Origin of the sequence: Marilutibacter chinensis, assembly GCF_021725675.1 — a bacterium.
In the GTDB taxonomy this organism is placed as follows: domain Bacteria; phylum Pseudomonadota; class Gammaproteobacteria; order Xanthomonadales; family Xanthomonadaceae; genus Marilutibacter; species Marilutibacter chinensis.
Genome location: NZ_JAKJPO010000016.1, coordinates 45,235 through 65,523 on the forward strand (window position 1 = coordinate 45,235; position 20,289 = coordinate 65,523).

23 protein-coding genes, 2 tRNA genes and 1 other RNA gene are annotated in these 20,289 nt (G+C 69.9%); 14 read left to right on the forward strand and 12 right to left on the reverse strand.

Annotation, left to right across the window (positions count from 1 at the left end; all coding sequences use genetic code 11):
• The first annotated feature begins 6 nt into the window (after positions 1 to 6).
• Both rnhA and dnaQ read left to right on the forward strand, forming a co-directional pair.
• Complete coding sequence (gene rnhA / locus L3V18_RS16920; protein WP_237056491.1) at positions 7 to 468, forward strand: ribonuclease HI; 462 nt, start codon at positions 7 to 9, stop codon at positions 466 to 468.
• A gap of 97 nt (positions 469 to 565) precedes the next feature.
• On the forward strand, positions 566 to 1,294 hold the full coding sequence (gene dnaQ, locus L3V18_RS16925) for a DNA polymerase III subunit epsilon (protein ID WP_237056493.1): 729 nt from the start codon (positions 566 to 568) through the stop codon (positions 1,292 to 1,294).
• Positions 1,295 to 1,483: 189 nt separating this feature from the next.
• On the opposite strand, the gene L3V18_RS16930 is transcribed toward dnaQ, so the two are convergent.
• On the reverse strand, positions 1,484 to 2,188 hold the full coding sequence (locus L3V18_RS16930; protein WP_237056494.1) for a PP2C family protein-serine/threonine phosphatase: 705 nt from the start codon (positions 2,186 to 2,188) through the stop codon (positions 1,484 to 1,486).
• Between the two features lie 381 nt (positions 2,189 to 2,569).
• Positions 2,570 to 2,660, reverse strand: a tRNA-Ser gene (locus L3V18_RS16935).
• Positions 2,661 to 2,849: 189 nt separating this feature from the next.
• Here L3V18_RS16935 and L3V18_RS16940 point away from each other — a divergent pair.
• Positions 2,850 to 3,257: a DUF6165 family protein gene (locus L3V18_RS16940; protein WP_237056497.1), complete on the forward strand. Its 408-nt coding sequence runs from the start codon at positions 2,850 to 2,852 to the stop codon at positions 3,255 to 3,257.
• A 46-nt stretch (positions 3,258 to 3,303) separates the two neighbouring features.
• On the opposite strand, the gene L3V18_RS16945 is transcribed toward L3V18_RS16940, so the two are convergent.
• The 3 genes from L3V18_RS16945 to L3V18_RS16955 all read right to left on the reverse strand — a co-directional run bounded on the left by L3V18_RS16945 (position 3,304) and on the right by L3V18_RS16955 (position 5,430).
• Entirely contained in the window at positions 3,304 to 3,816 is a 513-nt protein-coding gene (locus tag L3V18_RS16945; RefSeq protein WP_237056499.1) for a DUF1203 domain-containing protein, read from the reverse strand.
• 145 nt (positions 3,817 to 3,961) lie between these two features.
• Positions 3,962 to 4,312, reverse strand: coding sequence for a hypothetical protein (locus L3V18_RS16950; RefSeq protein WP_237056501.1), 351 nt, complete (start codon positions 4,310 to 4,312; stop codon positions 3,962 to 3,964).
• A complete protein-coding gene (locus L3V18_RS16955) occupies positions 4,312 to 5,430 on the reverse strand; it encodes a glycosyltransferase family 9 protein (protein WP_237056576.1) in 1,119 nt (372 codons plus the stop codon). The genes L3V18_RS16950 and L3V18_RS16955 overlap by 1 nt, the downstream gene beginning before the upstream one ends.
• Before the next feature lie 16 nt (positions 5,431 to 5,446).
• On the opposite strand from L3V18_RS16955, the gene L3V18_RS16960 reads away from it, so the two are divergent.
• The 7 genes from L3V18_RS16960 (at position 5,447) to L3V18_RS16990 (ending at position 10,709) form a co-directional block, all read left to right on the forward strand.
• Positions 5,447 to 6,196, forward strand: a complete 750-nt coding sequence (locus L3V18_RS16960) for a 3-deoxy-D-manno-octulosonic acid kinase (protein WP_237056502.1) — start codon at positions 5,447 to 5,449, stop codon at positions 6,194 to 6,196.
• A 46-nt stretch (positions 6,197 to 6,242) separates the two neighbouring features.
• Complete coding sequence (locus L3V18_RS16965) at positions 6,243 to 7,001, forward strand: MBL fold metallo-hydrolase (protein ID WP_237056577.1); 759 nt, start codon at positions 6,243 to 6,245, stop codon at positions 6,999 to 7,001.
• A 65-nt stretch (positions 7,002 to 7,066) separates the two neighbouring features.
• Positions 7,067 to 8,083 (forward strand): GTP 3',8-cyclase MoaA, encoded by a 1,017-nt coding sequence (gene moaA / locus L3V18_RS16970; protein ID WP_237056578.1) that lies wholly within the window; start codon positions 7,067 to 7,069, stop codon positions 8,081 to 8,083.
• A gap of 59 nt (positions 8,084 to 8,142) precedes the next feature.
• The gene (gene moaC, locus L3V18_RS16975) at positions 8,143 to 8,634 is read left to right on the forward strand and encodes a cyclic pyranopterin monophosphate synthase MoaC (RefSeq protein ID WP_425493554.1); all 492 of its coding nucleotides are present in this window, start codon (positions 8,143 to 8,145) and stop codon (positions 8,632 to 8,634) included.
• A complete protein-coding gene (locus L3V18_RS16980; RefSeq protein ID WP_237056505.1) occupies positions 8,631 to 8,882 on the forward strand; it encodes a MoaD/ThiS family protein in 252 nt (83 codons plus the stop codon). Before moaC ends, L3V18_RS16980 begins: the two co-directional genes overlap by 4 nt.
• Before the next feature lie 170 nt (positions 8,883 to 9,052).
• Positions 9,053 to 9,484, forward strand: coding sequence for a molybdenum cofactor biosynthesis protein MoaE (locus L3V18_RS16985; protein WP_425493555.1), 432 nt, complete (start codon positions 9,053 to 9,055; stop codon positions 9,482 to 9,484).
• Positions 9,485 to 9,659: 175 nt separating this feature from the next.
• Positions 9,660 to 10,709 (forward strand): YncE family protein, encoded by a 1,050-nt coding sequence (locus L3V18_RS16990; RefSeq protein WP_237056506.1) that lies wholly within the window; start codon positions 9,660 to 9,662, stop codon positions 10,707 to 10,709.
• A 229-nt stretch (positions 10,710 to 10,938) separates the two neighbouring features.
• Here the strand turns inward: L3V18_RS16990 and ffs are convergent.
• Positions 10,939 to 11,035: signal recognition particle sRNA small type (ffs, locus tag L3V18_RS16995), an RNA gene on the reverse strand.
• 73 nt (positions 11,036 to 11,108) lie between these two features.
• Positions 11,109 to 11,201: transfer RNA gene (locus tag L3V18_RS17000), tRNA-Ser, on the reverse strand.
• Between the two features lie 351 nt (positions 11,202 to 11,552).
• Here L3V18_RS17000 and dnaX point away from each other — a divergent pair.
• From dnaX to L3V18_RS17020, 4 genes are all read left to right on the forward strand, one after another.
• Positions 11,553 to 13,409: a DNA polymerase III subunit gamma/tau gene (gene dnaX / locus L3V18_RS17005; protein ID WP_237056507.1), complete on the forward strand. Its 1,857-nt coding sequence runs from the start codon at positions 11,553 to 11,555 to the stop codon at positions 13,407 to 13,409.
• 82 nt (positions 13,410 to 13,491) lie between these two features.
• The gene (locus L3V18_RS17010; RefSeq protein WP_237056508.1) at positions 13,492 to 13,818 is read left to right on the forward strand and encodes a YbaB/EbfC family nucleoid-associated protein; all 327 of its coding nucleotides are present in this window, start codon (positions 13,492 to 13,494) and stop codon (positions 13,816 to 13,818) included.
• Between the two features lie 130 nt (positions 13,819 to 13,948).
• On the forward strand, positions 13,949 to 14,545 hold the full coding sequence (gene recR, locus L3V18_RS17015) for a recombination mediator RecR (protein WP_237056509.1): 597 nt from the start codon (positions 13,949 to 13,951) through the stop codon (positions 14,543 to 14,545).
• Between the two features lie 62 nt (positions 14,546 to 14,607).
• Positions 14,608 to 14,955 carry a histidine triad nucleotide-binding protein gene (locus L3V18_RS17020; protein WP_237056510.1) on the forward strand — a complete coding sequence of 116 codons (348 nt, stop codon included), beginning with the start codon at positions 14,608 to 14,610 and terminating at the stop codon, positions 14,953 to 14,955.
• Between the two features lie 5 nt (positions 14,956 to 14,960).
• Here the strand turns inward: L3V18_RS17020 and L3V18_RS17025 are convergent, their stop codons facing one another.
• The 5 genes from L3V18_RS17025 to L3V18_RS17045 all read right to left on the reverse strand — a co-directional run bounded on the left by L3V18_RS17025 (position 14,961) and on the right by L3V18_RS17045 (position 20,262).
• The gene (locus L3V18_RS17025; RefSeq protein WP_237056512.1) at positions 14,961 to 15,572 is read right to left on the reverse strand and encodes an HAD family hydrolase; all 612 of its coding nucleotides are present in this window, start codon (positions 15,570 to 15,572) and stop codon (positions 14,961 to 14,963) included.
• A 145-nt stretch (positions 15,573 to 15,717) separates the two neighbouring features.
• Positions 15,718 to 16,209 carry a Slp family lipoprotein gene (locus L3V18_RS17030; RefSeq protein ID WP_237056514.1) on the reverse strand — a complete coding sequence of 164 codons (492 nt, stop codon included), beginning with the start codon at positions 16,207 to 16,209 and terminating at the stop codon, positions 15,718 to 15,720.
• A complete protein-coding gene (locus tag L3V18_RS17035) occupies positions 16,206 to 18,203 on the reverse strand; it encodes a transglutaminase TgpA family protein (RefSeq protein ID WP_237056516.1) in 1,998 nt (665 codons plus the stop codon). Before L3V18_RS17035 ends, L3V18_RS17030 begins: the two co-directional genes overlap by 4 nt.
• A 25-nt stretch (positions 18,204 to 18,228) precedes the next feature.
• Positions 18,229 to 19,194 (reverse strand): DUF58 domain-containing protein, encoded by a 966-nt coding sequence (locus L3V18_RS17040; RefSeq protein WP_237056580.1) that lies wholly within the window; start codon positions 19,192 to 19,194, stop codon positions 18,229 to 18,231.
• A 114-nt stretch (positions 19,195 to 19,308) separates the two neighbouring features.
• Positions 19,309 to 20,262: an AAA family ATPase gene (locus L3V18_RS17045; RefSeq protein ID WP_237056518.1), complete on the reverse strand. Its 954-nt coding sequence runs from the start codon at positions 20,260 to 20,262 to the stop codon at positions 19,309 to 19,311.
• Between the last annotated feature and the right edge of the window lie 27 nt (positions 20,263 to 20,289).

Genomic DNA, 20,289 nt, shown 5'->3' on the forward strand with positions numbered 1-20,289 from the left:
CCGGCAATGACATCCGAACAACCGAACAAGGCCGTCGAGATACATACCGACGGCGCCTGCCTGGGCAACCCCGGTCCGGGCGGCTGGGCCGCCCTGCTGCGCTACCAGGGCCGCGAACGCGAACTCAGCGGCGGCGAGGCCGACACCACCAACAACCGCATGGAACTGATGGCGGCGATCATGGGCCTGGAATCGCTGAAGGAGCCGTGCCGGGTCGTTCTCACCACCGATTCCCAGTACGTCCGCCAGGGCATCACCCAGTGGATGGCGAACTGGGTGCGGCGCGGCTGGAAGACCGCCGGTGGCGATCCGGTCAAGAACCGTGACCTGTGGGAGCGCCTGCACGAGGCGGCCGGCCGCCACCGGGTCGACTGGCACTGGGTCAGGGGCCATTCCGGCGATCCGGACAACGAACGCGTCGACGTGCTGGCACGCGCGCAGGCCCTGCGCTACAGGAATGGCGGCTGACCGGGCGCCCGCTTCGCCTTGCAGGGCCTGAGATGACAGGCCGCACATATCCGGGCACAGTTCCCGAGTCCCGAACCTCAGCCCTCAGCCCACAAACATGCGCCAAGTCATTCTCGATACCGAAACCACCGGCCTGAGCTGGGAGCGCGGCAATCGCGTGGTCGAGATCGGCTGCGTGGAATTCGTCGAACGGCGGCCGACCGGCCGCAACTTCCACCGCTATCTCAACCCGCGCTGCGAGTTCGAGGCCGGCGCGCAGGAAGTGACCGGGCTGACCCTGGAGTTCCTCGCCGACAAGCCGTTCTTCGAGGACATCGTCGACGAGTTCATCGAATTCATCGACGGTGCCGAACTGGTCATCCACAACGCCGCGTTCGACGTCGGCTTCCTCGACAACGAACTGCGCCTCGCCGGGGCCGGGTATGGCCGGCTGGCGGACCGCTGTGCGATCGAGGACTCGCTGCTGCTGGCACGACAGAAGTTTCCCGGCCAGCGCAACTCGCTGGACGCGCTGTGCAAGCGTCTGGGCGTCGACAACGCCCATCGCCAGCTGCACGGAGCGCTGCTCGATGCCCAGTTGCTGGCCGAGGTCTACATCGCGCTGACCTCGGGACAGGAGGAGATCGGCTTCGCCGACGTGGCTTCGGCTGCCGGCGCCGACCCGTCTTCTGCCGCGGCTATCTTCCAGCGGCGCATCGACCGGCCGCGACCGCGGGTGATCGTCGCCGAAACCGAGCTGGCCGCGCACCAAGCCCGGTTGGCGGTGCTGCGAAAGAAGGCCGGCCATGCGATCTGGGATCAGGAGACGACCGGCGCCGAGGCGTGAGGGGACCGCTGGTCCGTTCCCCCTCCCAACGGTTTCATCGTCGGGGGGATGTGGCCAGGGTGAGGAGACTCTTGTCGCTGCCCTTCGAGCCGTTGAGGAAAAACAGTTGCGGCGCCTGGCGCCTCACCTGCTCGTCCCGGCGCTCTCTCCCGATCGTCGTCGGCGGAGGGGACATCGTCCGGGGTCTTCCTAGTGGCTGCGGACCAGCACCACGGTGATGTTGTCCGAACCGCCCCCGTCGAGGGCCGCGGCGACCAGGGAATCGACGCATTCCTGGGCACTGCAGTCCTGCTGGGCGAGCACCCGGGCGATGATGCTGTCGTCGACTTCCTCGGTCAGTCCGTCGCTGCACAGCAGCAGTTGCATGCCCGGGCGCAGCTCGCCGGTCATGGTCTCGACATTGAGGTTGCGCGGGTCGGTCACGCCCAGCGCCTGGGTCACCACGTTGCGATGGGGGTGATGGCGGGCCTGCTCGTGGGTGATCGCACCGGTGGCGATCAGTTCCTGGACGTAGCTGTGGTCCTGCGACAGCTGCGCCAGGTGGCCGTCGCGCCACAGGTAGACCCGGCTGTCGCCGACCCAGGCCACCTCGAACAAAGTGCCGCTGACCCGCGCCGCGACCACGGTCGTGCCCATCGGCAGGGCATCGTGGCGCCGCCGCGAGTTGCGGATGATCTCCTCGTCGGCGATCCGTATCGCCTGGATCAGCGGCGTGCCGTCGCGGACCTCGCGGACGATGGTCTCGCGCGCCAGTGCGCTGGCGACCTCGCCGTACTCGTGTCCACCCATGCCATCGGCGACCAGCCACAGTCCCATCTCGCTGTCGCCGTAGTAGGTGTCTTCGTTCAGGTCTCGGCGCAGGCCGGCGTGCGTCAGGTGTCCGAATTCAATCATCGTGGGGCATGCCGGTCGCGTCAGAGCCTCTAGCGGAACCAACGGAATGATCGGTGCCCGGCGGCCTCGTGGCAAGGCGGACGACACGGTTCGCGGCGACGGCGTGACCGACGTGCGGTTGTGGGCGGGGAGAAGGGGAGGCAGGGGGCTCGGGCCATTTATCGCCCTCGCCCCTTCGGGGCGGCCTTCGGCCGTCCAGATCGGCGGCCCGGCCCTCAGGCATAGCCTTCGGGCGTTCGGCGCTGCGCCTGCCAGTGGCGGGCGGGCAGCAACGCCTCACCCTGCCGATCTGTCGAACCGCGCCTGCGGCGCGGGTTCTTATCCAAGTCCCCGCACTCCGCAGATACGAAAAACGCCCCACTAGGGGGCGCTTTTCGTATCTGGCGGAGAGGGGGGGATTCGAACCCCCGAGGCGCTATTAACGCCTGCCTGATTTCGAGTCAGGTACATTCAACCGCTCTGCCACCTCTCCGGGTGTCCTGCCGCTGGTTAATGCAGCGGGCGCGGGGGCGCCATGATACGGGCCGGGGCCGGGGCCGGCAAGCGGCAGCGGTACCCGGCGCCGGGGCCATTGCCGCGTATGGGGCGGCGTTCAGTTCGCCAGGGGATGCGGGAACCGGGCGCGTTACACTGCCGGTTCTCCCAAAGGCATCCATTCCGCATGTCCGAAATCCTCGTTCCCGTCTCTTTCGGTGAATTGCTCGACAAGATCGCGATCCTGCAGATCAAGTCCGAGCGCATGAGCGACGAAGCCAAGCTCGCCAATGTCCGCAACGAGCTGTCGGCGCTGGAGAAGACCTGGATGGCCCATCCGGCCGCGGGCAAGGACATCGTCCGCCTGCGCGCCGATCTGAAGGCCGTCAACGAGCGGTTGTGGGAGATCGAGGACGACATCCGGCTCAAGGAGAAGGCGCAGGCCTTCGACGAGGAATTCATCCGCCTGGCGCGCAGCGTCTACTTCGAAAACGACACCCGCGCCCGGATCAAGAAGGAGATCAACCTCGCGCTGGGTTCCTCCTACGTCGAGGAGAAGTCCTACCAGGACTACGGCAGCGGCAGCGGCGCCTGAGCGCCGGGCAGGCCGTGCGGTCCGCCTTTGCCGGTCGCGTTGCGGATCAGGCAGGCGCAGCTTCCGCCGACACCCGGTCGGCACGCTCGACCCGGCACAGGTAGCAGCCATGGCCGGCGTGGTGCAGGTGCAGGCAGTCGACTTCGGAAACCTCCAGCATCCCGGATACGCAGCTCTCCAGTGCATCGCCGGTGACGACGTCGGCGCGGACCAGGTCGCCGTCGTGGTTGTAGGCGCGTACCGACAGCCGCTTGCGGCGGAACTGCGGCGGCACTTCGTCGACAGCGAAGTCCGCACGGACCGCGCCGCGACGGACGAAGATCGGTCCGGAAGCGCGGTATGGCGACGCCGTCGCATGGTGTTCGAACGGCAACAACAGGACTTCTTCGCCGACCGCTGCGTTCTGCAGGCTGACCCGGCAGGGATATGCAAGCGGATGATCGGCGGTGCAGCGGCGGATGCCGCGTGCGGCAAGGGCGCCGTCGTCCAGTTCGAACAGGGGAGCGAACGGTTCGGCCGGCAGGGCGACGATGCGGAAGGCGGGTGTGTGGGCGGACATCTCGGACTCCGGTGAACGTGGCGGGCTTGCGGCCATGCTCGCGCCCCGCAGCCGGTCGTTCTGGCCGGATCCGGACATCGAGTGCCGTCGGCCGGTGTCGTGCCGCCGCGCGCCGGCCGCTCCGCGTCGGCCGCATCGCCCGTGGTCAGCGGCCCAGCGCGTAGGCGGCGGTCGCGAATGCCAGCACTGCGGCGGTGGCCGCGATGGCGGCGACGACGTTCGCACGCCGCAGCCTCCGCTCGAGTTCTCCCTGCGTGTGTCGCAGCCCGAGCAGGGTGGTTTCGAGTTCCTGCGAAGCGCGGGTGAGTGCGCCGAGGGTCTGCTCCATCTCGGCGGCGACGGTCTTGATCGCCTGGTCGTTGTGGAGCACCGCGTCCTGCAGCTCGGCGATCTGTTTGGGGATCTGGGAGGGTTCCGCATTGCGGGTGAAGATCGGCCGCGCCGCGCGGATCAGCTCCGGCAGCAGCGGCGCCATTACGGTGAACCATGAAGCCATCAGCGAGCCTCCCGTGCGGTGATCGAAGGATGGTCGGCGCGAAAGCGCTCGAATGCCGCGACCGCGTCGTCGACGGTGACAAGGTCCATCACGCCCTCGTGCTCGATCCGGCTGCCCCAGCGCAGCTCGGATGCCGGGCGGCCGCGGTATCTGCGGGCGGCGTCGTCATAGCGGTCGACGCAGTAGCGACGGTCGCTGTAGGGCCCGCTGCGGTTCGGGTCGGTCGCCGCGTGCAGGCCGAGGACCCGGGTGCCCATCGCGTTGGCGATGTGCGTCGGGCCCGAGTCCGGGCTCATCACCAGGTCGGCGCGCTCGAGCAGGGCAGGCAGTTGCTTGAGGGTGTCCTTGCCGACCAGGTCCAGCACCGGCTGCCTCATCGCCGCGACGATCGCGTCGGCAGTCTCGCGTTCCAGCGTGCTGCGCCCGCCGCACAGTGCTATCCGCCAGCCGCATGCCGCTGCGTGATCGGCGACCGCGGCATAGCGTTCGGCGCGCCAGTTGCGCAGCGTATGGCTGGAGCATGGGGAGATCAGCAGGACCGGTCCGCCCTCGGCGGGCCACTGCGCGGCGGCCCATTCGCGGGCGTCGGCGGGTACCGGCAACTCCCAGCGGACCGGTCCGCGCTGCAGGCCGAGCGGCTCGCAGAAACTGCCGAGCACGTCCAGAACGTGCGGTCCCGGCGTTCGGAGGGGGGAGCGGCCGGGAATACGTTCGTTGACGAACAGCCCGTGCAGTTCCTTCGAACGCCGGCGGTCGTAGCCGATCCGGCGACGGGCCGGCACGAACGCGGACAGCAGGTTCGCGCGCGCGGCCAGCTGCATCTGCAGCAGCGCATCGAAGCGGTCCGTCGTGCCGAGGTACTGCCGCAGCTCGCGGCGCAGCGCACGCATCCCGGCCAGGCCGGTCTTCTTGTCGTACTCGAAGAAGCTCACCCCGGGCAGACCGTCCAGCAGGCGGTGCTCGCCGCGTCCGATGACCCAGGCCAGCCGCGCCTGCGGCCAGGCATCGCGCAGGGTGTGGACCAGCGGCAGGACATGGGTCACGTCGCCGAGGGCGGACAGCCTCAGCAGGCAGATCGATTCCGGTGCACGGGCGTCGGGTGTGGGTGGCGTTTGAATTGTTAGACTCCAGAGGATGAACGGTTACGACGCCACCGAAGGCCTGACGCCTTTCCGCGACGACAGCGGCTACGGCGCGATTCTGTTCGACCTCGAGCGCACGCGACAAGTCGGCCCGGAATGGTTCTCGCCCGGATACTGGGGGCAGGCTGCGCGCCCGGTCGACAGCGGCGGGCGCGGCGGTGCGTGGTTCGTCGACACGCCGCTGGGGCCGGCGCTGCTGCGCCACTACCTGCGCGGCGGGCTGGCGGCGAAGGTGAGCCGCGACCGCTATCTCTGGCACGGTGCGCGCCGGACGCGCAGTTTCGCCGAGTTCCGGCTGACCCGCGCGGTCGCCAGGCGTGGCCTGCCGGTGCCGCGCCCGATTGCGGCCTGCTACCGGCGGGTCGGCATCCATTACCAGGCGGCGATCCTGCTCGACCGGATCGATGGCGTCGCCTCGCTGGCGGACCGGGCCGCCGAGGCGGCCGAGAAGGCCCCGTGGGAGGAGGCCGGCCGGCTGATCGCCAGGACCCACCGGGTCGGTCTGGACCATGCCGATCTCAATGCCCACAACCTGCTGTTCAATGGCGCAGGCAACGGCTGGGTGATCGATCTCGACCGCGGAGCGTTGCGGATACCGGCGACCGGCTGGCGCGAGCGCAACCTCCGGCGGCTGCGGCGTTCGCTGCTCAAGCTGCGCGGGGAACGGCCGGTCGACGATGTCGAACGCGACTATGGCCGGTTGCGGAGCGCGTACGATGCGGTGTGGGCGCGCGGGTACTGAGAACGTGAACGGATTCGAGACGGACAGGGACGACGGGGATACCGGGATGGCGTGGCAACTGCGATTGCAGGGAGTCGGCAACGCGGCCGCGGTCGAGCTGGGTTCGGCGATGGCGACGATCGAGCGCGACGGCGCACCCTGGCTGACGATCGACTGCGGCGCCGAAGGGCTGACCGCCTTCCTGGCCCATTACGGCCATCCGCCGCGTGCGCTGTTCATCACCCATACCCACCTGGATCATGTCGCCGGCTTCGAACGTCTGTTCGTCGACAGCTGGTTCGACCCGAAATGGCGCGGACGGACCCGCGTGTACGTGCCGGCGGCGTTGATTCCGCTGCTGCACCAGCGGGTCGGCGGCTACCCGAACGTGCTGGCCGAAGGCGGCGTGAACTTCTGGGACGCGTTTCAGGTGGTGCCGGTCGACGATGCGTTCTGGCACGAGGGCGAGCGCCTGGAGCTGTTCGCGACCCGCCATCACTGGCCCGGCACCTCGTTCGGCCTGCGCCTGCCCGGCAGTCTGGTCTGGACCGGCGATACCCGGCCGATTCCGGAGCAGCTCGCGCGCTGGGCCGACGACGACGAGCTGATCGCGCACGACTGCGCGGTCGTGGGCAACCCATCGCACAGCGGCATCGAGGACCTCGAACGCGAGTATCCACCGGCACTGCTCGCCCGCTGCGTGTTCTACCACTACGCCAGCCGCGAGGACGGCGAGCTGCTGCAACGTCGCGGCTACCGGATCGCCAGGCCCGGCGAGGCGATCGGGCTGGCGCCGCCGCGCGCACTGCCCGTGGAGCACGTATGAGCATCGGCCGTCCGTCCGCTTCGGCTGGCGGGCAGGAAGCCCGGATGGATGCCGAGGAGCCGGCGATGCGGGGTGATGCGGGCGGCCGGATCCTGGATCGTCGCGGGCGGCCGATCCGCGACCTCCGCCTGTCGCTGATCGAGGCCTGCAACTTCCGTTGTCCGTACTGCATGCCCGCCGACCGCATTCCCGACGATCACGGCCTCGATGCCGCGGGTCGGCTGGACTTCGACCAGATCGAGACCCTGGTTCGCGCCTTCGTCCGCGTCGGCGTGCGCAAGCTGCGCCTGACCGGCGGCGAACCGCTGCTGCGCAAGCGCTTGCCGCTGCTGGTCGCGAGGCTCGCCGCGATCGACGGTCTCGACGACATTGCGCTGACCACCAACGGCGTGCTGCTGGCGGCGCAGGCGCGAGCCCTGCGCGAGGCCGGGTTGGGACGGGTCACGGTCAGTCTCGACGCGCTCGACCCGGCACTGTTCCGGACGATGTCCGGCGGGCGCGGCGAGGTCGCCGACGTGCTGGCCGGGATCGAGGCGGCGCGGGCCGCCGGGTTCGACGCCATCAAGCTCAACTGCGTCGTCCAGCGCGGCGTCAATGACGACCAGGTGTTGCCGCTGCTCGCGCACTTCCGCGGGACCGGAGTCGTGGTGCGCTTCATCGAATACATGGACGTGGGCACCTGCAACGACTGGCGGCGCGAGCATGTGATGCCGTCCGCCGAACTGCGCGACCGCATCCATGCGCGGTGGCCGCTGCGTCCGCTCGATCCGCACTACGTCGGCGAGGTCGCATCGCGTTACGCGTTCGAGGACGGCAGCAGCGAGGTCGGCTTCGTCAGCTCGGTCAGCGCGCCGTTCTGCGGAGACTGCCACCGCGCCCGGGTTTCCGCCGACGGACATCTGTACACCTGCCTGTTCGCGGATCGCGGGCACGACCTGCGGCCGGCGCTGGCCGCGGGCGAGGACGCGCTGGTCGAGGCCGCGACTGCGATCTGGAGCGGCCGGGATGACCGCTACAGCGAACTGCGCGGCAGCCGCGGCGCATCGCGCAGGCATGTGGAGATGTACCTGATCGGGGGATGAGCGAAGGCGCTGGCGTCCAAGGGGGCGCTCTCCCCGGGGGAGCCCCTACAATGTGTTCCATGTCCCGCCCGACCGCCAAGCTCACCCATCTCGATCCACAGGGTCGCCCGGCCATGGTCGACGTATCCGACAAGGCGGTCAGCGCGCGCGAGGCTCGGGCCGAATGCAGGGTCCGGTTCCCCGCCGACGTCGCGAGGCAACTGCACGCCAGCGACCTGCGCAGCGCCAAGGGGGGGATCGTCGACACCGCGGTAATCGCCGGCACGATGGCGGTCAAGCGCACTTCCGAGCTGATCCCGTTCTGCCATCCGCTGCCGATCGACGGTTGCCGGATCGGCGTCGACTGGGACGGCGAGAACGTGTTGCGGATCGAGTGCAGCGTACGCACCACCGGGCGTACCGGCGTCGAGATGGAGGCGCTGACCGGCGCGACCGTCGCCGCGCTGACCGTCTACGACATGTGCAAGGCCCTCTCGCACCGGATCGTGCTCGGTCCGGCCCGGCTGCTGGGCAAGCGCGGCGGCCGCCGCGACGTGGGAACATTGCGATGAGCGACAGCGTCCGCCTGACCGTGCTGTATTTCGCCAGCCTGCGGGATGCCGCGGGCCGCGCGGAGGAGACCGTGCAGACCGATGCCGGCAGCCTGCGCGAAGTCTACGAACACCTGCGCGACTGCCATGGGTTCGCGCTCCCGGTCGAGCGCCTGAGGGTGGCCGTCGATGGCGCGTTCGCGCGCTGGGACGATCCGCCGCGTGCGGGCAGCGAGGTCGCGTTCATTCCGCCGGTAAGCGGTGGGTGAGCGGTGGTGTTGGCGGGTCAAGGGCCCGCGTCGCCGCGACCCCCGACGAGGAAGCCCGGGATGGACGAACCGCTCGTGGCGCACGATGAATGGCTGCGGGAAGCATGAGGTCGGCGCCGTTCCTCCCGTGAAGAAGAACTACGACCTCGGCCCCGCGAAGATGAACAATGATGCAGGTTGAAAAAGTGATCACGCGCTTCCGTCTGGCCGCCGAACCGTTCGACATCGCGCCGCTGCGCGCCGCCCTGCTCGACGACCGTGCCGGTGGCTACGCCAGTTTCGAAGGCTGGGTCCGCGACCACCATCAGGGTCGCGCCGTGAGCGGGCTGTACTACGAGGCCTATCCTGCGCTGGCCGAGCGCGAGGGTGCCGCGGTGATCGACGAAGCGCTGGCGCGTTTCGACATCATCGACGCCTGTTGCGTCCATCGCCACGGCGAACTCGCGACAGGCGAGCTGGCGGTCTGGGTCGGCGTCAGCGCCGCCCACCGTGATGGTGCGTTCGCCGCATGCCGTTACATCATCGACGAGGTGAAGGTACGGGTGCCGATCTGGAAGCACGAGCGCTATCTCGACGGGGACGCCGGCTGGCTGCATCCCTAGGCTGGAATTCCCGGCCGCTCCCGCTTCGACAGGCGCGGGAACAGCGGTTGTCGTCCGAAGCGACGATGGTGAGCCTGTCGAGCCAGCAATGGCGACAGATGGAGCCGGGCCCCGGATCTTTACCGGTCGAACCCATGCCCTCCACGCGGGCGGAGCGGCACTCGAGGAGTCGATCATGCAGAAGCCTTCCCGAAATCCGCATCGCCGTTTGCCGGCGTTCGTATTGCCCCTGCTCGCAGCGTTGCTGCCGCTTGCCACCGACGTGACGGCGGGCGAGCTGATGGTCGGCAACAAGTCGGCCGACTCGGTCTGGTTCCTGTCGCTGGAGGACGGCCGCCGCACCGCGGTGGCGCAGACCGACGCCGGACCGCACGAGATCGCGGTCAGTCCCGACGGCCGCCGGGCGGCGATCACCAACTACGGCGCCGGCACACCCGGACATACCCTGACCGTGCTTGACCTGGCCGGCGCCGCCACGCCGCGCACGATCGACCTGGGCCCGCACGGGCGGCCGCACGGCGTGCGTTTCCTGCCCGACAGCCGTCGCCTGGTGGTGACCACCGAGGCGTCCGGGCACCTGCTGGTCGTCGACCTGGATGCAGGGGCGGACGATGATCCGATCGAGGCGGCGATCGGGGTCGGCGAAGGTGTCGGTCACATGGTCGCGCTGTCGGATGACGGCAGTGTCGCCTACGTGAGCAAGATCGCGGCCGGCACGGTCAGCAGGGTCGACCTGGCCAAGGCGCGCAAGACCGGCGAACGGACGAGTGGCGAGGGTGCCGAGGGTATCGCGTTCCGGCGCGGCCACGGCGAGCTGTGGGTCAGCAACCGTGCCGCCGGTACGGTCACCGTCCACGATCCGGTTTCGCTGGAGGTCCTGCATACGCTGGAAAGCCCGGGATTCCCGATCCGCATCGTGTTCACCGCCGACGGTCGCCATGCGCTGGTGACCAACGCCCGCGCTGGCGAACTGGCGGTGTTCGACGCCGACAGCAAGAGCCGCGTCGCGACGGTCGGCCTGCTGCGCGAGGATGGCGAGTATCGCGACACGCTGCTGGGCCGCGATGCGTTGCCGATCGGCGTGATAGCCGATCCGCAGCGCCCGCGGGTCTACGTCGCGATCAGCGGCGCGGACGAGATCGCGGTGATCGATACAGGTGACTGGAAGGTCGTCGACCGCTGGGCGACCGGACGCGAGCCGGACGCATTGGGGGTCGCCGAATGAACCGGCGCGTCCATCCGGCCGTCGCATCACATCCTCAGGTCCCGATCCGGCCGCGGCGGAGCTGAGTTCCCCCGTGGCGACCGGCACGGCACGTCGTCGCGAGGTGACCGGCACCGTCGGCGGGCGATCGGCTGGCCCCGTCGCGAATGCCCGTGCAGGAACGCGTGATGCGGATCGCCGCCGGAGTTCCGCCATCGACGGCTGCGACCCGGCGCCCGGAAAGGCGGCGGCCCCGCCAACGATCCTCGGCGCCCGCGTCGATCGATACCGTTGCTGCCTTCCGGCCCTGGCGGAGTTTTCGATCTAGCGTCGCGAGGGGCCGACGGGGCCACCATGGAGACGCGTCCCCCTCCGGCCGGGTCGCGCATCGCGCGGCGGCAGGACGGGGCGCTTGGAATTTGGCGGAGAGAGGGGGATTCGAACCCCCGAAGCGCGGTTTAGACGCTTACACACTTTCCAGGCGTGCTCCTTCAACCACTCGGACACCTCTCCGCTGGACCCGCCGGGGCGGCGCTCGGCCGCTCCGCAGGGGGCGCAAAGTCTAACGCTGGCGGTGGCTTGCCACAAGGGAAGAACGGGATCGGTTCATCATCGGCGCGGGCGCTTCCCTGCGCCACGGCGGGACGCGTACCCGCGCCGTCGCGGAAACAGGTCTCTGACACGGAACTCGACGACCCGCTGCGCGATGCGGGCCTGCTGCCGACGCTTTCAGCCGCGACACGAGGGCGCCCGGGCGTCGTCGCGGTCCCGGTGGGCCGGACGGGCATGGCACACTATGGACCTCAGCCGGCAGCGGCGACCTGCCGGTCGTCGACGGCGCCATCCGAGATCCGATCCAAGCCCATGTCCTACCTGGTCCTTGCACGCAAGTGGCGCCCCCGGCGCTTCGCCGAACTGGTCGGGCAGGAGCATGTGGTGAAGGCGCTGACCAACGCGCTCGACTCCGGCCGCGTCCACCACGCCTTCCTGTTCACCGGTACCCGCGGCGTCGGCAAGACCACGATCGCGCGCATCTTCGCCAAGTCGCTGAACTGCGAGCAGGGCACCTCGGCCGATCCCTGCGGCGAGTGCGCGGCGTGCAAGGACATCGACGCCGGTCGCTTCATCGACCTGCTGGAGATCGACGCGGCCAGCAACACCGGTGTCGACGACGTCCGTGAGGTGATCGACAACGCCCAGTACATGCCCAGCCGCGGCCGGGTGAAGGTGTACCTGATCGACGAGGTGCACATGCTGTCCAAGAGCGCGTTCAACGCGCTGCTGAAGACCCTGGAGGAACCGCCGGGGCATGTGAAGTTCCTGCTCGCGACCACCGACCCGCAGAAGCTGCCGGTCACCGTGCTGTCGCGCTGCCTGCAGTTCAACCTCAAGCGGCTGGACGAAGCGCAGATCGGCGGACAGATCGAGAAGATCCTTGCAGCCGAAGGGATCGATGCCGAGCCGGGCGCGATCCGGCAGATCGCGCGCGGCGCCGACGGCAGCCTGCGCGACGGCCTCTCGCTGCTCGACCAGGCGATCGCCTACACCGGCGGCAGGCTCGACGCCGCCGCGGTGGCGGCGATGCTCGGCACCGTCGACCGGACCCGGGTCGGAGCGCTGCTGGCCGCGCTGGCCGACGGCGATGGCGAGCGCCTGCTGGCCGAGGTCGCGGCGTTGTCGGAGTTCTCGCCCGACTGGGGTGGCGTACTGGATGCGTTGTCGGAGGCGCTGCACCGGGTGCAGGTGCGGCAGCTGGTCGCCGGTGCCGAGGTCGAGGGCGACGGTGTCGATATCGACCGGCTCGCCTCCGCGATCCGTGCCGAGGTCATCCAGCTCTGGTACCAGATGGCGATCAACGGCCGCCGCGACCTGGGCTATGCGCCGAGCCCGCGTGCCGGTTTCGAGATGACCGTGCTGCGGATGCTGGCGTTCCGTCCGGCGGGCGAGGACGGCGACGAAGCCGCGCCTTCCGGGCGCCAGGAAAGCGCGCCACGACGTGCGGCGGCGGCTTCGACGGCGGGCGCGCAGTCTCCGCCGGCCGCCGTTGCGAACCGGTCCGCGGATCGACCCATTGACCGGCCCGGTGCCGGACAGGACAACCCGCTCCCGACCGCATCCGGCGTTGCGGCATCGCCCGATCAGGCAGGACCGACGGCGTCACCCGCACCCCAGGCCGAGCCGGCGGGCGAGACGCCGTCGGTTCCGTCGTCGCTGACGTCACGTGTCGAGAGCGGAACGCAAACGGATGCGCATCGCGGCCTCCATCCCGATAGCGCAGGCGCTGACGGCACGCATGCGAACGGCGCGGCCGCCCCGTCCCGGCAGATCGAGGATGCCGACGACTGGCATGCCGTGGTGGATGGCCTGCAGTCGCTGAAGGGCCCCGCACGACTGCTGGCCGAGCACGCGGTATTCGTCGCTCACGCCGAAGGCGTATTGCGGCTGGCGCTGTCCGACCAGGACGAACACCTGCAGATCCCGATGACCGTGGAGCAGCTGGCGGTTGCGCTGGCGCCGGCTCTCGGCGAGGGCCTGCAGATCCGTTTCGAAACGGCCGCGCGCCTCGACGACTCGCTGCACGCGCGCAAGGCGCGGGCACGCGACGAGCGCCAGGCCGCGGCGGAGGAAGCATTTTTGAACGACCCGGACGTGCAGCGGCTGATCAGCCAGCACGGCGCGCGGGTCGTGCCCGATTCGATACGGCCTCTCGACGACGCCTGAGGACCGTTCCATCCCCCTGCCGGAGCCGTCCCGATCGTGCGGTCACGGCATCTTCCACTTCCATACAAGCGAGCAAGCAATCATGCGCGGAAACATCGCCCAACTCATGCAGCAGGCGCAGAAGATGCAGGAGAACCTGCAGAAGGCGCAGGAAGAACTGGCCAAGCTCGAGGTCACCGGCAATGCCGGCGGCGGCATGGTCAACGTGACCCTGACCGGCCGGATGGAGTGCCGCAAGGTGCGCATCGACCCGAGCGTGCTGTCGGATCCGGAAATGGCCGAGGACCTGATCGCCGCCGCAATCAACGATGCGGTCAACAAGGTCAACACCGAGTCGCAGTCGAGGATGGGGGCGGCCACCGCCGGCATGCCGATGCCGCCGGGGATGAAACTGCCGGGGATGTTCTGATGCGAACGGTGTGGCGCCCTGTCGCCACATCCGCGTCGCCGATCGGAAGCATGTCCTTCATCGGCGGCCGCACCATGCGGTCGGCGCGGTGCGCGCATATGTTCCGGTGCGGCGCGGGTACATTCCGGCGATGAGCTCCCTGCTCGAACAATTGATCGACGCCTTCCGCGTTCTGCCCGGCGTCGGGCAGAAATCGGCCCAGCGGATGGCCTACCACGTGCTCGAACGCGAGCGCGAGGGCGGTCTGCGGCTGTCCCAGGCGCTGTCCGAGGCGGTCGCGAAGATCGGCCACTGCGTGCGCTGCCGCGACTTCAGCGAGACCGAGGTCTGCACGACCTGCGCCAGCGCCTCGCGCGATGCGCACCAGTTGTGCGTGGTCGAGACACCCGCCGACCGTCTCGCGATCGAGCAGGCGACCGGCTACCGGGGACTGTACTTCGTGCTGCAGGGGCGGCTGTCGCCACTGGACGGGATCGGCCCGCGTGAGCTCGGTCTCGATGTCCTCGGTGCGCGCCTGGCCGAGGGCGAGGTGCAGGAGTTGATCATCGCGACCAACCCGACCGTCGAAGGCGAGGCGACCGCGCACTATCTGTCCCAGCTGGCGCGCGGGCACGGAGTGCGGCCCAGCCGTCTCGCCCATGGCCTGCCGCTTGGAGGCGAACTGGAATACGTCGATCGCGGCACGCTGTCGCACGCCTTCGGCAGCAGGACCGAGATCCGGGACTAGGTTTTCGGGATCCGCCGGCGCGACGCCGTATTCTTGCAGTCCCGAATCGCGGATCCCGAGCCATGACCGACACCATCTTCCACAAGATCATCCGTCGCGAGATCCCTGCCGACATCGTCTACGAGGACGATCACCTGATCGCGTTCCGCGACATCGCCCCGCAGGCGCCGGTGCACGTGCTGTTCGTGCCGAAGACCGACATCGCGACGCTCAACGACGTGCGGTCGGACCACGCAGTCATCATCGGCCGGCTCGCGGTCGCGGCCGCCGGGTATGCGAAGGCGCAGGGCCTCGCCGAGGATGGCTACCGTCTCGTGATGAACTGCAACGAATACGGCGGCCAGACCGTGTTCCAGCTCCACCTGCATCTGCTCGCCGGCGCGCAGTTGGGGCATTTCGGTACGCCGTAGGTCGCCTATCCGTCTGCTGCGGCCGTCATCGGCTCCCAGCGGTAGCTGCGGTGGTGGGCCAGTGCGAGCATCGCATGATCCTCGCTGCTGTCGCCGTAGGCATGCACGGCCTGGAAGTCCGTCAGCCGATACCGCTTCAGTACCCGTCGCGCCTTGTGGATGCCGCAGCAGTCGCGTCCCCGGTAGCGACCGGTGAAACGCCCATCGCGGTGGCCGAGCTGCGAGCAGATCAATGCCACGCCGTGCTGCCGGCACCAGTGGCGCAGGTAGAGGTCGATCGAGGCGGAGACGATCGCCACGGTGTCGCCGCGGGCCTGATGCCAGCGGATGCGCTCGAGCGCGTGCGGACGGACGAAGTCCGGCAAGGTATCGCGGGCGTAGCGCTCGGCGGCCGTGGCCAGCGCCCGACGTTCCAGTCCGGTCAGGCCGACCCGTACCACCGCCGCGCGCAGCGTCCGCGCCGGCACGATCTTCAGCCGGTAGTAGCCGAACGCCAGCGGCGCCAGCAGCAGGCCGCCCCAGCGCAGGCGGCTCGCAGGGAGGTTCGCCTTGAGGAAGGTCGAGAAGGTGTCGCGGTCGGTGACGGTGTGATCGAAATCGAACAGCGCCAGATCCATCTGCAACCTTCGAAGAGTCGGGTCATAGCCCCCTAAAGTCAGGGGGCAATTCGCGCGCGGCGCGAACGGGGGCGGAAGAGCATCGGCGGGGCGGAAATCTGCGCAGCAGATTTCGGGGTTTACCGAGCGAAGCCCGGTAAACGCCTCACCACCAGCCCCACCACGGCCACGGCGCCGGGTGGGTGATCACGTCGACCTGCTCGCGGACCGGCCACAGGTAGACGACGTCGGCCTCGACCATCGGAAAGCGGTAGTTGTAGCCGCCGATCTGGCGGTTCTCGTAGCCGGCGATGCGGCCGGTGAAGGTGACCTCGCGGCCGGGCTCGAACACCGCCGGGTCGTAGAAGCCATTGCGGCAGGCGATGAAGCGGCCGCCGGTCTCATCGGAGGCCCAGTACGGTCGTGCGTTGGCGTTGAGCCGGGTCGACAGCATCTCGAAGCAGGTCCGGTTCTCCTTCGGCTCGACCTGGATCACGCGGCCGCCCCAGCGCACCACGGCGCCGCTCATCTCGCTGTCCACCGCCATGCGCGGGGTGATCGGGTTGTATTCCCCCTGCAGCGGCTGTGGCTGGGTCGCGCAACCGGCGACCAGCGCGGCGGCCAGGACGGTGACTGACAGTCTTGGACGAAGCTTCATCGGTGTTCTCCCGGAATACGTGGGCGTTGCGGGCGGTGGCGGCGCAGGGCGCGGATCAGGGCCTTCAGGCGGGTCCGTTCCCCCGGTCCGGCCTGACCGCCAGCGTAGCGCCATTCGGCGAAACGTTGGCTGAGTCCGTTCAGCTCGGGTCCAAGGTCCGGGCGGGCCGCAGCGACGCGCCGCGCCCAGTCGCCGGCGGTTTCGTGCGCGGCGCGGGCAAGGCCGAGCCGCGCGTAGCGACGGTCGAGGCGATGCCAGGCGCGCAGCAGCGGGTCGCGCTCGCGCTCGCCACGGTGACTCAGCCAGGCCATCCACAGCACCGCGATCGCGGCGGCGAGTGCGAACAGCAGGATCATCTGCCGCGGCTCGAGCCGGTCGATGCCGAGCGGTTGCAACAGATGGCGCTGGCGGTCGGCGTCGAAGCCGAGCACGAAGTCGTTCCAGCCGCGCCGCAGCCAGTCGCTCAGCTCGAACGCCGGGGTGACGTTGGCGAGGCCGCCGAACAGCCCGCCGGCGCCCGGCGCACGGTCGGCGAGCGTGTCGTAGATGCGCTCCGGCGCGACCGCCGCGGTCGGGTCGACGCGGATCCAGCCGCGCTCCGGCAGCCATACCTCGGCCCAGGCGTGCGCATCGGAGCGCCTGACCAGCCAGTAGTCGCCGATCCGGTTGTAATAGCCGCCGGTATAGCCGGTGACGACGCGCGCGGGAATGCCGGCGCCGCGCATCAGCACGACGAACGCGCTGCTGAAGTGCTCGCAGAAGCCGGCCTTGTGGTCGAACAGGAACTCATCGACCGAGTGCCGGCCCGGCAGCGGCGTGGTCAGGGTGTAGGCGAACTCGCGACGGATCCAGTCCAGCGCGCGGCGCACGATCGCGGCGTCGTCGCGCCCGGCCTCGCGCCGCCACTGCCGGGCCAGCGCCAGCGTGCGCGGGTTGTAGCCGTCGGGCAGAGCCAACGCGCGCTGGCGGAGCACCGCGCCGAGGTCGGCGTCGTAGCGGGCCGGAGGTGCCGAGCGCATCCGCCAGCGGGTGAGCGAGGTCAGCGGACGCGGCGAGAACAGGCTGTGGTCGATCGCCAGGCGGCTGTCGTCCGGGGCCGAGCGCAGCAGGTCGAGCGCGACCAGCAGGCGGTCGTCGGTCGGCTCGACCTCGATCTCGTAGTCCCAGCCGGGTGTCGCCGGCTCCATCGGCGCCGGCGGCAGCCCGCGCAGCCAGCGCGGCTGGGTCCATTCGCGGCCATCGAAATCCCACAGCACGGGCCCGCGCCAGTACATCTGCGACGTCGGCGGGGCCTGACCGAAGAATTTCACCCGCAACGTCGGGGTGTCGTCGGCCATCAGGTCCACCCACTCGCCCGGCCGCATGCTGTCGGACAGGCCGGGCCGCGCCAGCGAGCGCTCGGGAATGCCCCACAGCGGATTGCCCAGGCGCGGGAACAGCCAGAACGCCGCCAGCGCCAGTGGCAGACCGATCGCGAGCAGGCGCCCGATCGCGGTGAAGCGCCGCCAGTCCAGTGCCGGACTGCCGGGGTCGCCGGCCTCGATGTCGGCCAGCCGCTGCAGCGTCGTCAGCGCCACCACCGAGGCGACCAGCCCGGACAGCAGGCTCAGCGGACCCTGGTCGAGCAGGAACGTTGCGAACGGTGCGAACAGCGCGAATCCGAGCAGGCTGCGGGCATCGCGCAGGCTGTAGGTCTCCGCCGGCTTGGCCGCGATCATCGCCGCCAGAAGCGCGCAACCGACATCGCGGCCGATGCTGAAGCCGGTCATCGCCATCACCACGCCGACCAGCGCCAACGCCAGCAGCGAGCGCAGCAGGCCCGGCATCGGCTGCCGCCACGACACCGCGGTCATCAGCACCGCGGTGAGCGCGACCAGGATGCCGATGCGCGGCGGCAGTTGCAGCAGCAGCGGCAGCAGGCACAGCGCGGCGGTGCCCAGCACGGCGACACGGGTGCCGGTATCGAGCCGCTCGCCGGTGGCGCGGCGGGGCATGACGGCCTGCGCGACCCCGGAGGCGCTAGCCATGAGGCATCAGCGCCAGTGCGCGCAGGCAGGCATGGCGGTGCTGGACGCCATGATCCGGACCCAGGCCGGGCTGTCCCGGCAAGGCGAGGCGGTAGCGCCGCCCCTCGCGCTCGGCGAGGTCGACCCAGCGCGCGAGACGTGCGATCCGGTGTTCGTAGCCCAGGCCCACGGTGGCCTGCCAGTCGAGCACGACCTCCGCGCCGAGCGGCTGCTCGTATTCGCGCACCATCAGCCGGTCGCGTCGCGCCGAGGCCTTCCAGGCGATCGCCCGGCGGGTGTCGCCGCTGCGGTAGTCGCGCAGATGATGGACATCCTCGCCGCTGGATTTCAGCTGCGATCGGGTGGCCTCGCCGCGGCCGTCGGGCAACGCCGGGCCGGCGGCTTCGGGGGCCGGATAGACCAGCAGCGGTGCCTGCGGCCACACGTAGGCCCATGCGCGGGCGAGGCCCAGCGGCCGGGTGGTCGAGATGCGCAGGCGCGGGACCTCGAGCCAGCCGCGATGCGTGGTCGGCAACTCGATGTCGGCCTCGCCCCGGTACGCGGTGAGGTTGAGCACTTCGCCACGGCTGGCGTGCGGCATCGCCTCCTCCCAGTCCACCTGCAAACCACGACGGGCGCGGCCCGGCCTGGCGCGCGCATGCACGCGCAGGCGGAGCGGAGTGCCGGCAGGCACCGGCTCCGCGTCGATCGCGAGGATTTCCAGGCCGCTGAGCTGCAACTGCGCGGCGATCAGGCTGGCCAGCCCGGCACCGGCCAGCAGCAGCGCCAGCAGCAGCGCCGGATTGTTGTTGTAGTTCAACGCGCCCATGCCCATCACTGCCAGCAGCGCCGCGTAGAACAGGCCGAAACGGGTCGGCAGCACATAGATGCGGCGACGGTCGAACGTCGCGGGCAGCGGCTCGGGTTCGCGCGGGCGCGCCCAGCGCAGCGCCCGTTCGCGCAGGCGTCCGAACGCCACCGTCGTCGGCGCCAGGCGGGAAACCGGTTCAGTCACGGCCCCGGAAACCCCGGCCGCAGCGTCCCGGAGCGGCGATCGTCGACCGTGTCGACGACCGGGCACGCGGCACGGCCATCAGTCCACCGGCACCGCGTGCAGGATCGACTTGGCCAGCGCGGCGTCGCTGCCGGCATCGGCGTCGGCGACCAGGCGGTGCGCGGCGACCGGAATGAAGAGGCTCTGTACGTCTTCCGGCAGCACGTGCTGCCGTCCGAGCAGCAGGGCGTGCGCACGGGCGGCGCGCAGCAGCGCGAGGCCGGCGCGCGGCGACAGGCCGACGCGCACCCCGGGATGCTTGCGGCTCTGCGCGAGCAGGGACTGCACGTAGCCGATCAGCGCCTCGCTGGCATGTACCGAAGCTGCGGCCTCGCGCGCGGCCAGCACCTCCTCGCTGCCGAGCAGCGGGTGGCTGCGTGCGATCAGGGTGCGGCGGTCGGCGCCGGCGAGCAGATCGCGTTCGGTCCTGTCGTCCGGATAGCCGAGGCTCAGCCGCAACAGGAAGCGGTCCAACTGCGAGTCGGGCAGCGGATAGGTGCCCGACAGGTCGACCGGGTTCTGCGTCGCGATGACGAAGAACGGCTCCTCCAATCGGTGGGTGGTGCCATCGACGGTCACCTGGTGCTCGGCCATCGCCTCGAGCAACGCGCTTTGGGTGCGCGGCGGCGCGCGATTGATCTCGTCGGCCAGCAGCACCTGGGTGAACACCGGGCCGGGATGGAATTCGAACCGACGGCTCTGGGCATCGAACACCGACACGCCGACCACGTCGGCCGGCAGCAGGTCGGAGGTGAACTGCACGCGCTGGAACTCGAGGCCGAGCGTCGCCGCGAGCGCATGCGCGAGGGTCGTCTTGCCGAGTCCGGGCAGATCCTCGATCAGCAGGTGACCGTCGGACAGCAGCGCGACGAAGGCGAGGCGGACCTCGAGCGGTTTGCCCAGCACCAGCGTGTTGACCTGAGTCATCGCACGGTCAAGTGCCGCGCGCAGGTCATCGGTTAGCATGACGGCCCTTGCGGGGGTCGAGGCCATTCGCTTCTCCTCTGCGATCCGAACCGC

Coding starts and splice junctions, on each gene's coding strand:
- L3V18_RS16945 (WP_237056499.1), bottom strand. CDS start 3,816: ATGTCCGCCCACACACCCGCCTTCCGCATCGTCGCCCTGCCGGCCGAA.
- recR (WP_237056509.1), top strand. CDS start 13,949: ATGAGCTCCCTGCTCGAACAATTGATCGACGCCTTCCGCGTTCTGCCC.
- L3V18_RS17035 (WP_237056516.1), bottom strand. CDS start 18,203: ATGCCCCGCCGCGCCACCGGCGAGCGGCTCGATACCGGCACCCGTGTC.
- dnaQ (WP_237056493.1), top strand. CDS start 566: ATGCGCCAAGTCATTCTCGATACCGAAACCACCGGCCTGAGCTGGGAG.
- L3V18_RS17045 (WP_237056518.1), bottom strand. CDS start 20,262: ATGGCCTCGACCCCCGCAAGGGCCGTCATGCTAACCGATGACCTGCGC.
- rnhA (WP_237056491.1), top strand. CDS start 7: ATGACATCCGAACAACCGAACAAGGCCGTCGAGATACATACCGACGGC.
- L3V18_RS16965 (WP_237056577.1), top strand. CDS start 6,243: ATGGCGTGGCAACTGCGATTGCAGGGAGTCGGCAACGCGGCCGCGGTC.
- dnaX (WP_237056507.1), top strand. CDS start 11,553: ATGTCCTACCTGGTCCTTGCACGCAAGTGGCGCCCCCGGCGCTTCGCC.
- moaC (WP_425493554.1), top strand. CDS start 8,143: ATGTCCCGCCCGACCGCCAAGCTCACCCATCTCGATCCACAGGGTCGC.
- L3V18_RS17025 (WP_237056512.1), bottom strand. CDS start 15,572: ATGGATCTGGCGCTGTTCGATTTCGATCACACCGTCACCGACCGCGAC.
- L3V18_RS16950 (WP_237056501.1), bottom strand. CDS start 4,312: ATGGCTTCATGGTTCACCGTAATGGCGCCGCTGCTGCCGGAGCTGATC.
- L3V18_RS17030 (WP_237056514.1), bottom strand. CDS start 16,209: ATGAAGCTTCGTCCAAGACTGTCAGTCACCGTCCTGGCCGCCGCGCTG.
- L3V18_RS16990 (WP_237056506.1), top strand. CDS start 9,660: ATGCAGAAGCCTTCCCGAAATCCGCATCGCCGTTTGCCGGCGTTCGTA.
- L3V18_RS16960 (WP_237056502.1), top strand. CDS start 5,447: ATGAACGGTTACGACGCCACCGAAGGCCTGACGCCTTTCCGCGACGAC.
- L3V18_RS16980 (WP_237056505.1), top strand. CDS start 8,631: ATGAGCGACAGCGTCCGCCTGACCGTGCTGTATTTCGCCAGCCTGCGG.
- moaA (WP_237056578.1), top strand. CDS start 7,067: ATGCGGGGTGATGCGGGCGGCCGGATCCTGGATCGTCGCGGGCGGCCG.
- L3V18_RS16930 (WP_237056494.1), bottom strand. CDS start 2,188: ATGATTGAATTCGGACACCTGACGCACGCCGGCCTGCGCCGAGACCTG.
- L3V18_RS16940 (WP_237056497.1), top strand. CDS start 2,850: ATGTCCGAAATCCTCGTTCCCGTCTCTTTCGGTGAATTGCTCGACAAG.
- L3V18_RS16985 (WP_425493555.1), top strand. CDS start 9,053: ATGCAGGTTGAAAAAGTGATCACGCGCTTCCGTCTGGCCGCCGAACCG.
- L3V18_RS17020 (WP_237056510.1), top strand. CDS start 14,608: ATGACCGACACCATCTTCCACAAGATCATCCGTCGCGAGATCCCTGCC.
- L3V18_RS17010 (WP_237056508.1), top strand. CDS start 13,492: ATGCGCGGAAACATCGCCCAACTCATGCAGCAGGCGCAGAAGATGCAG.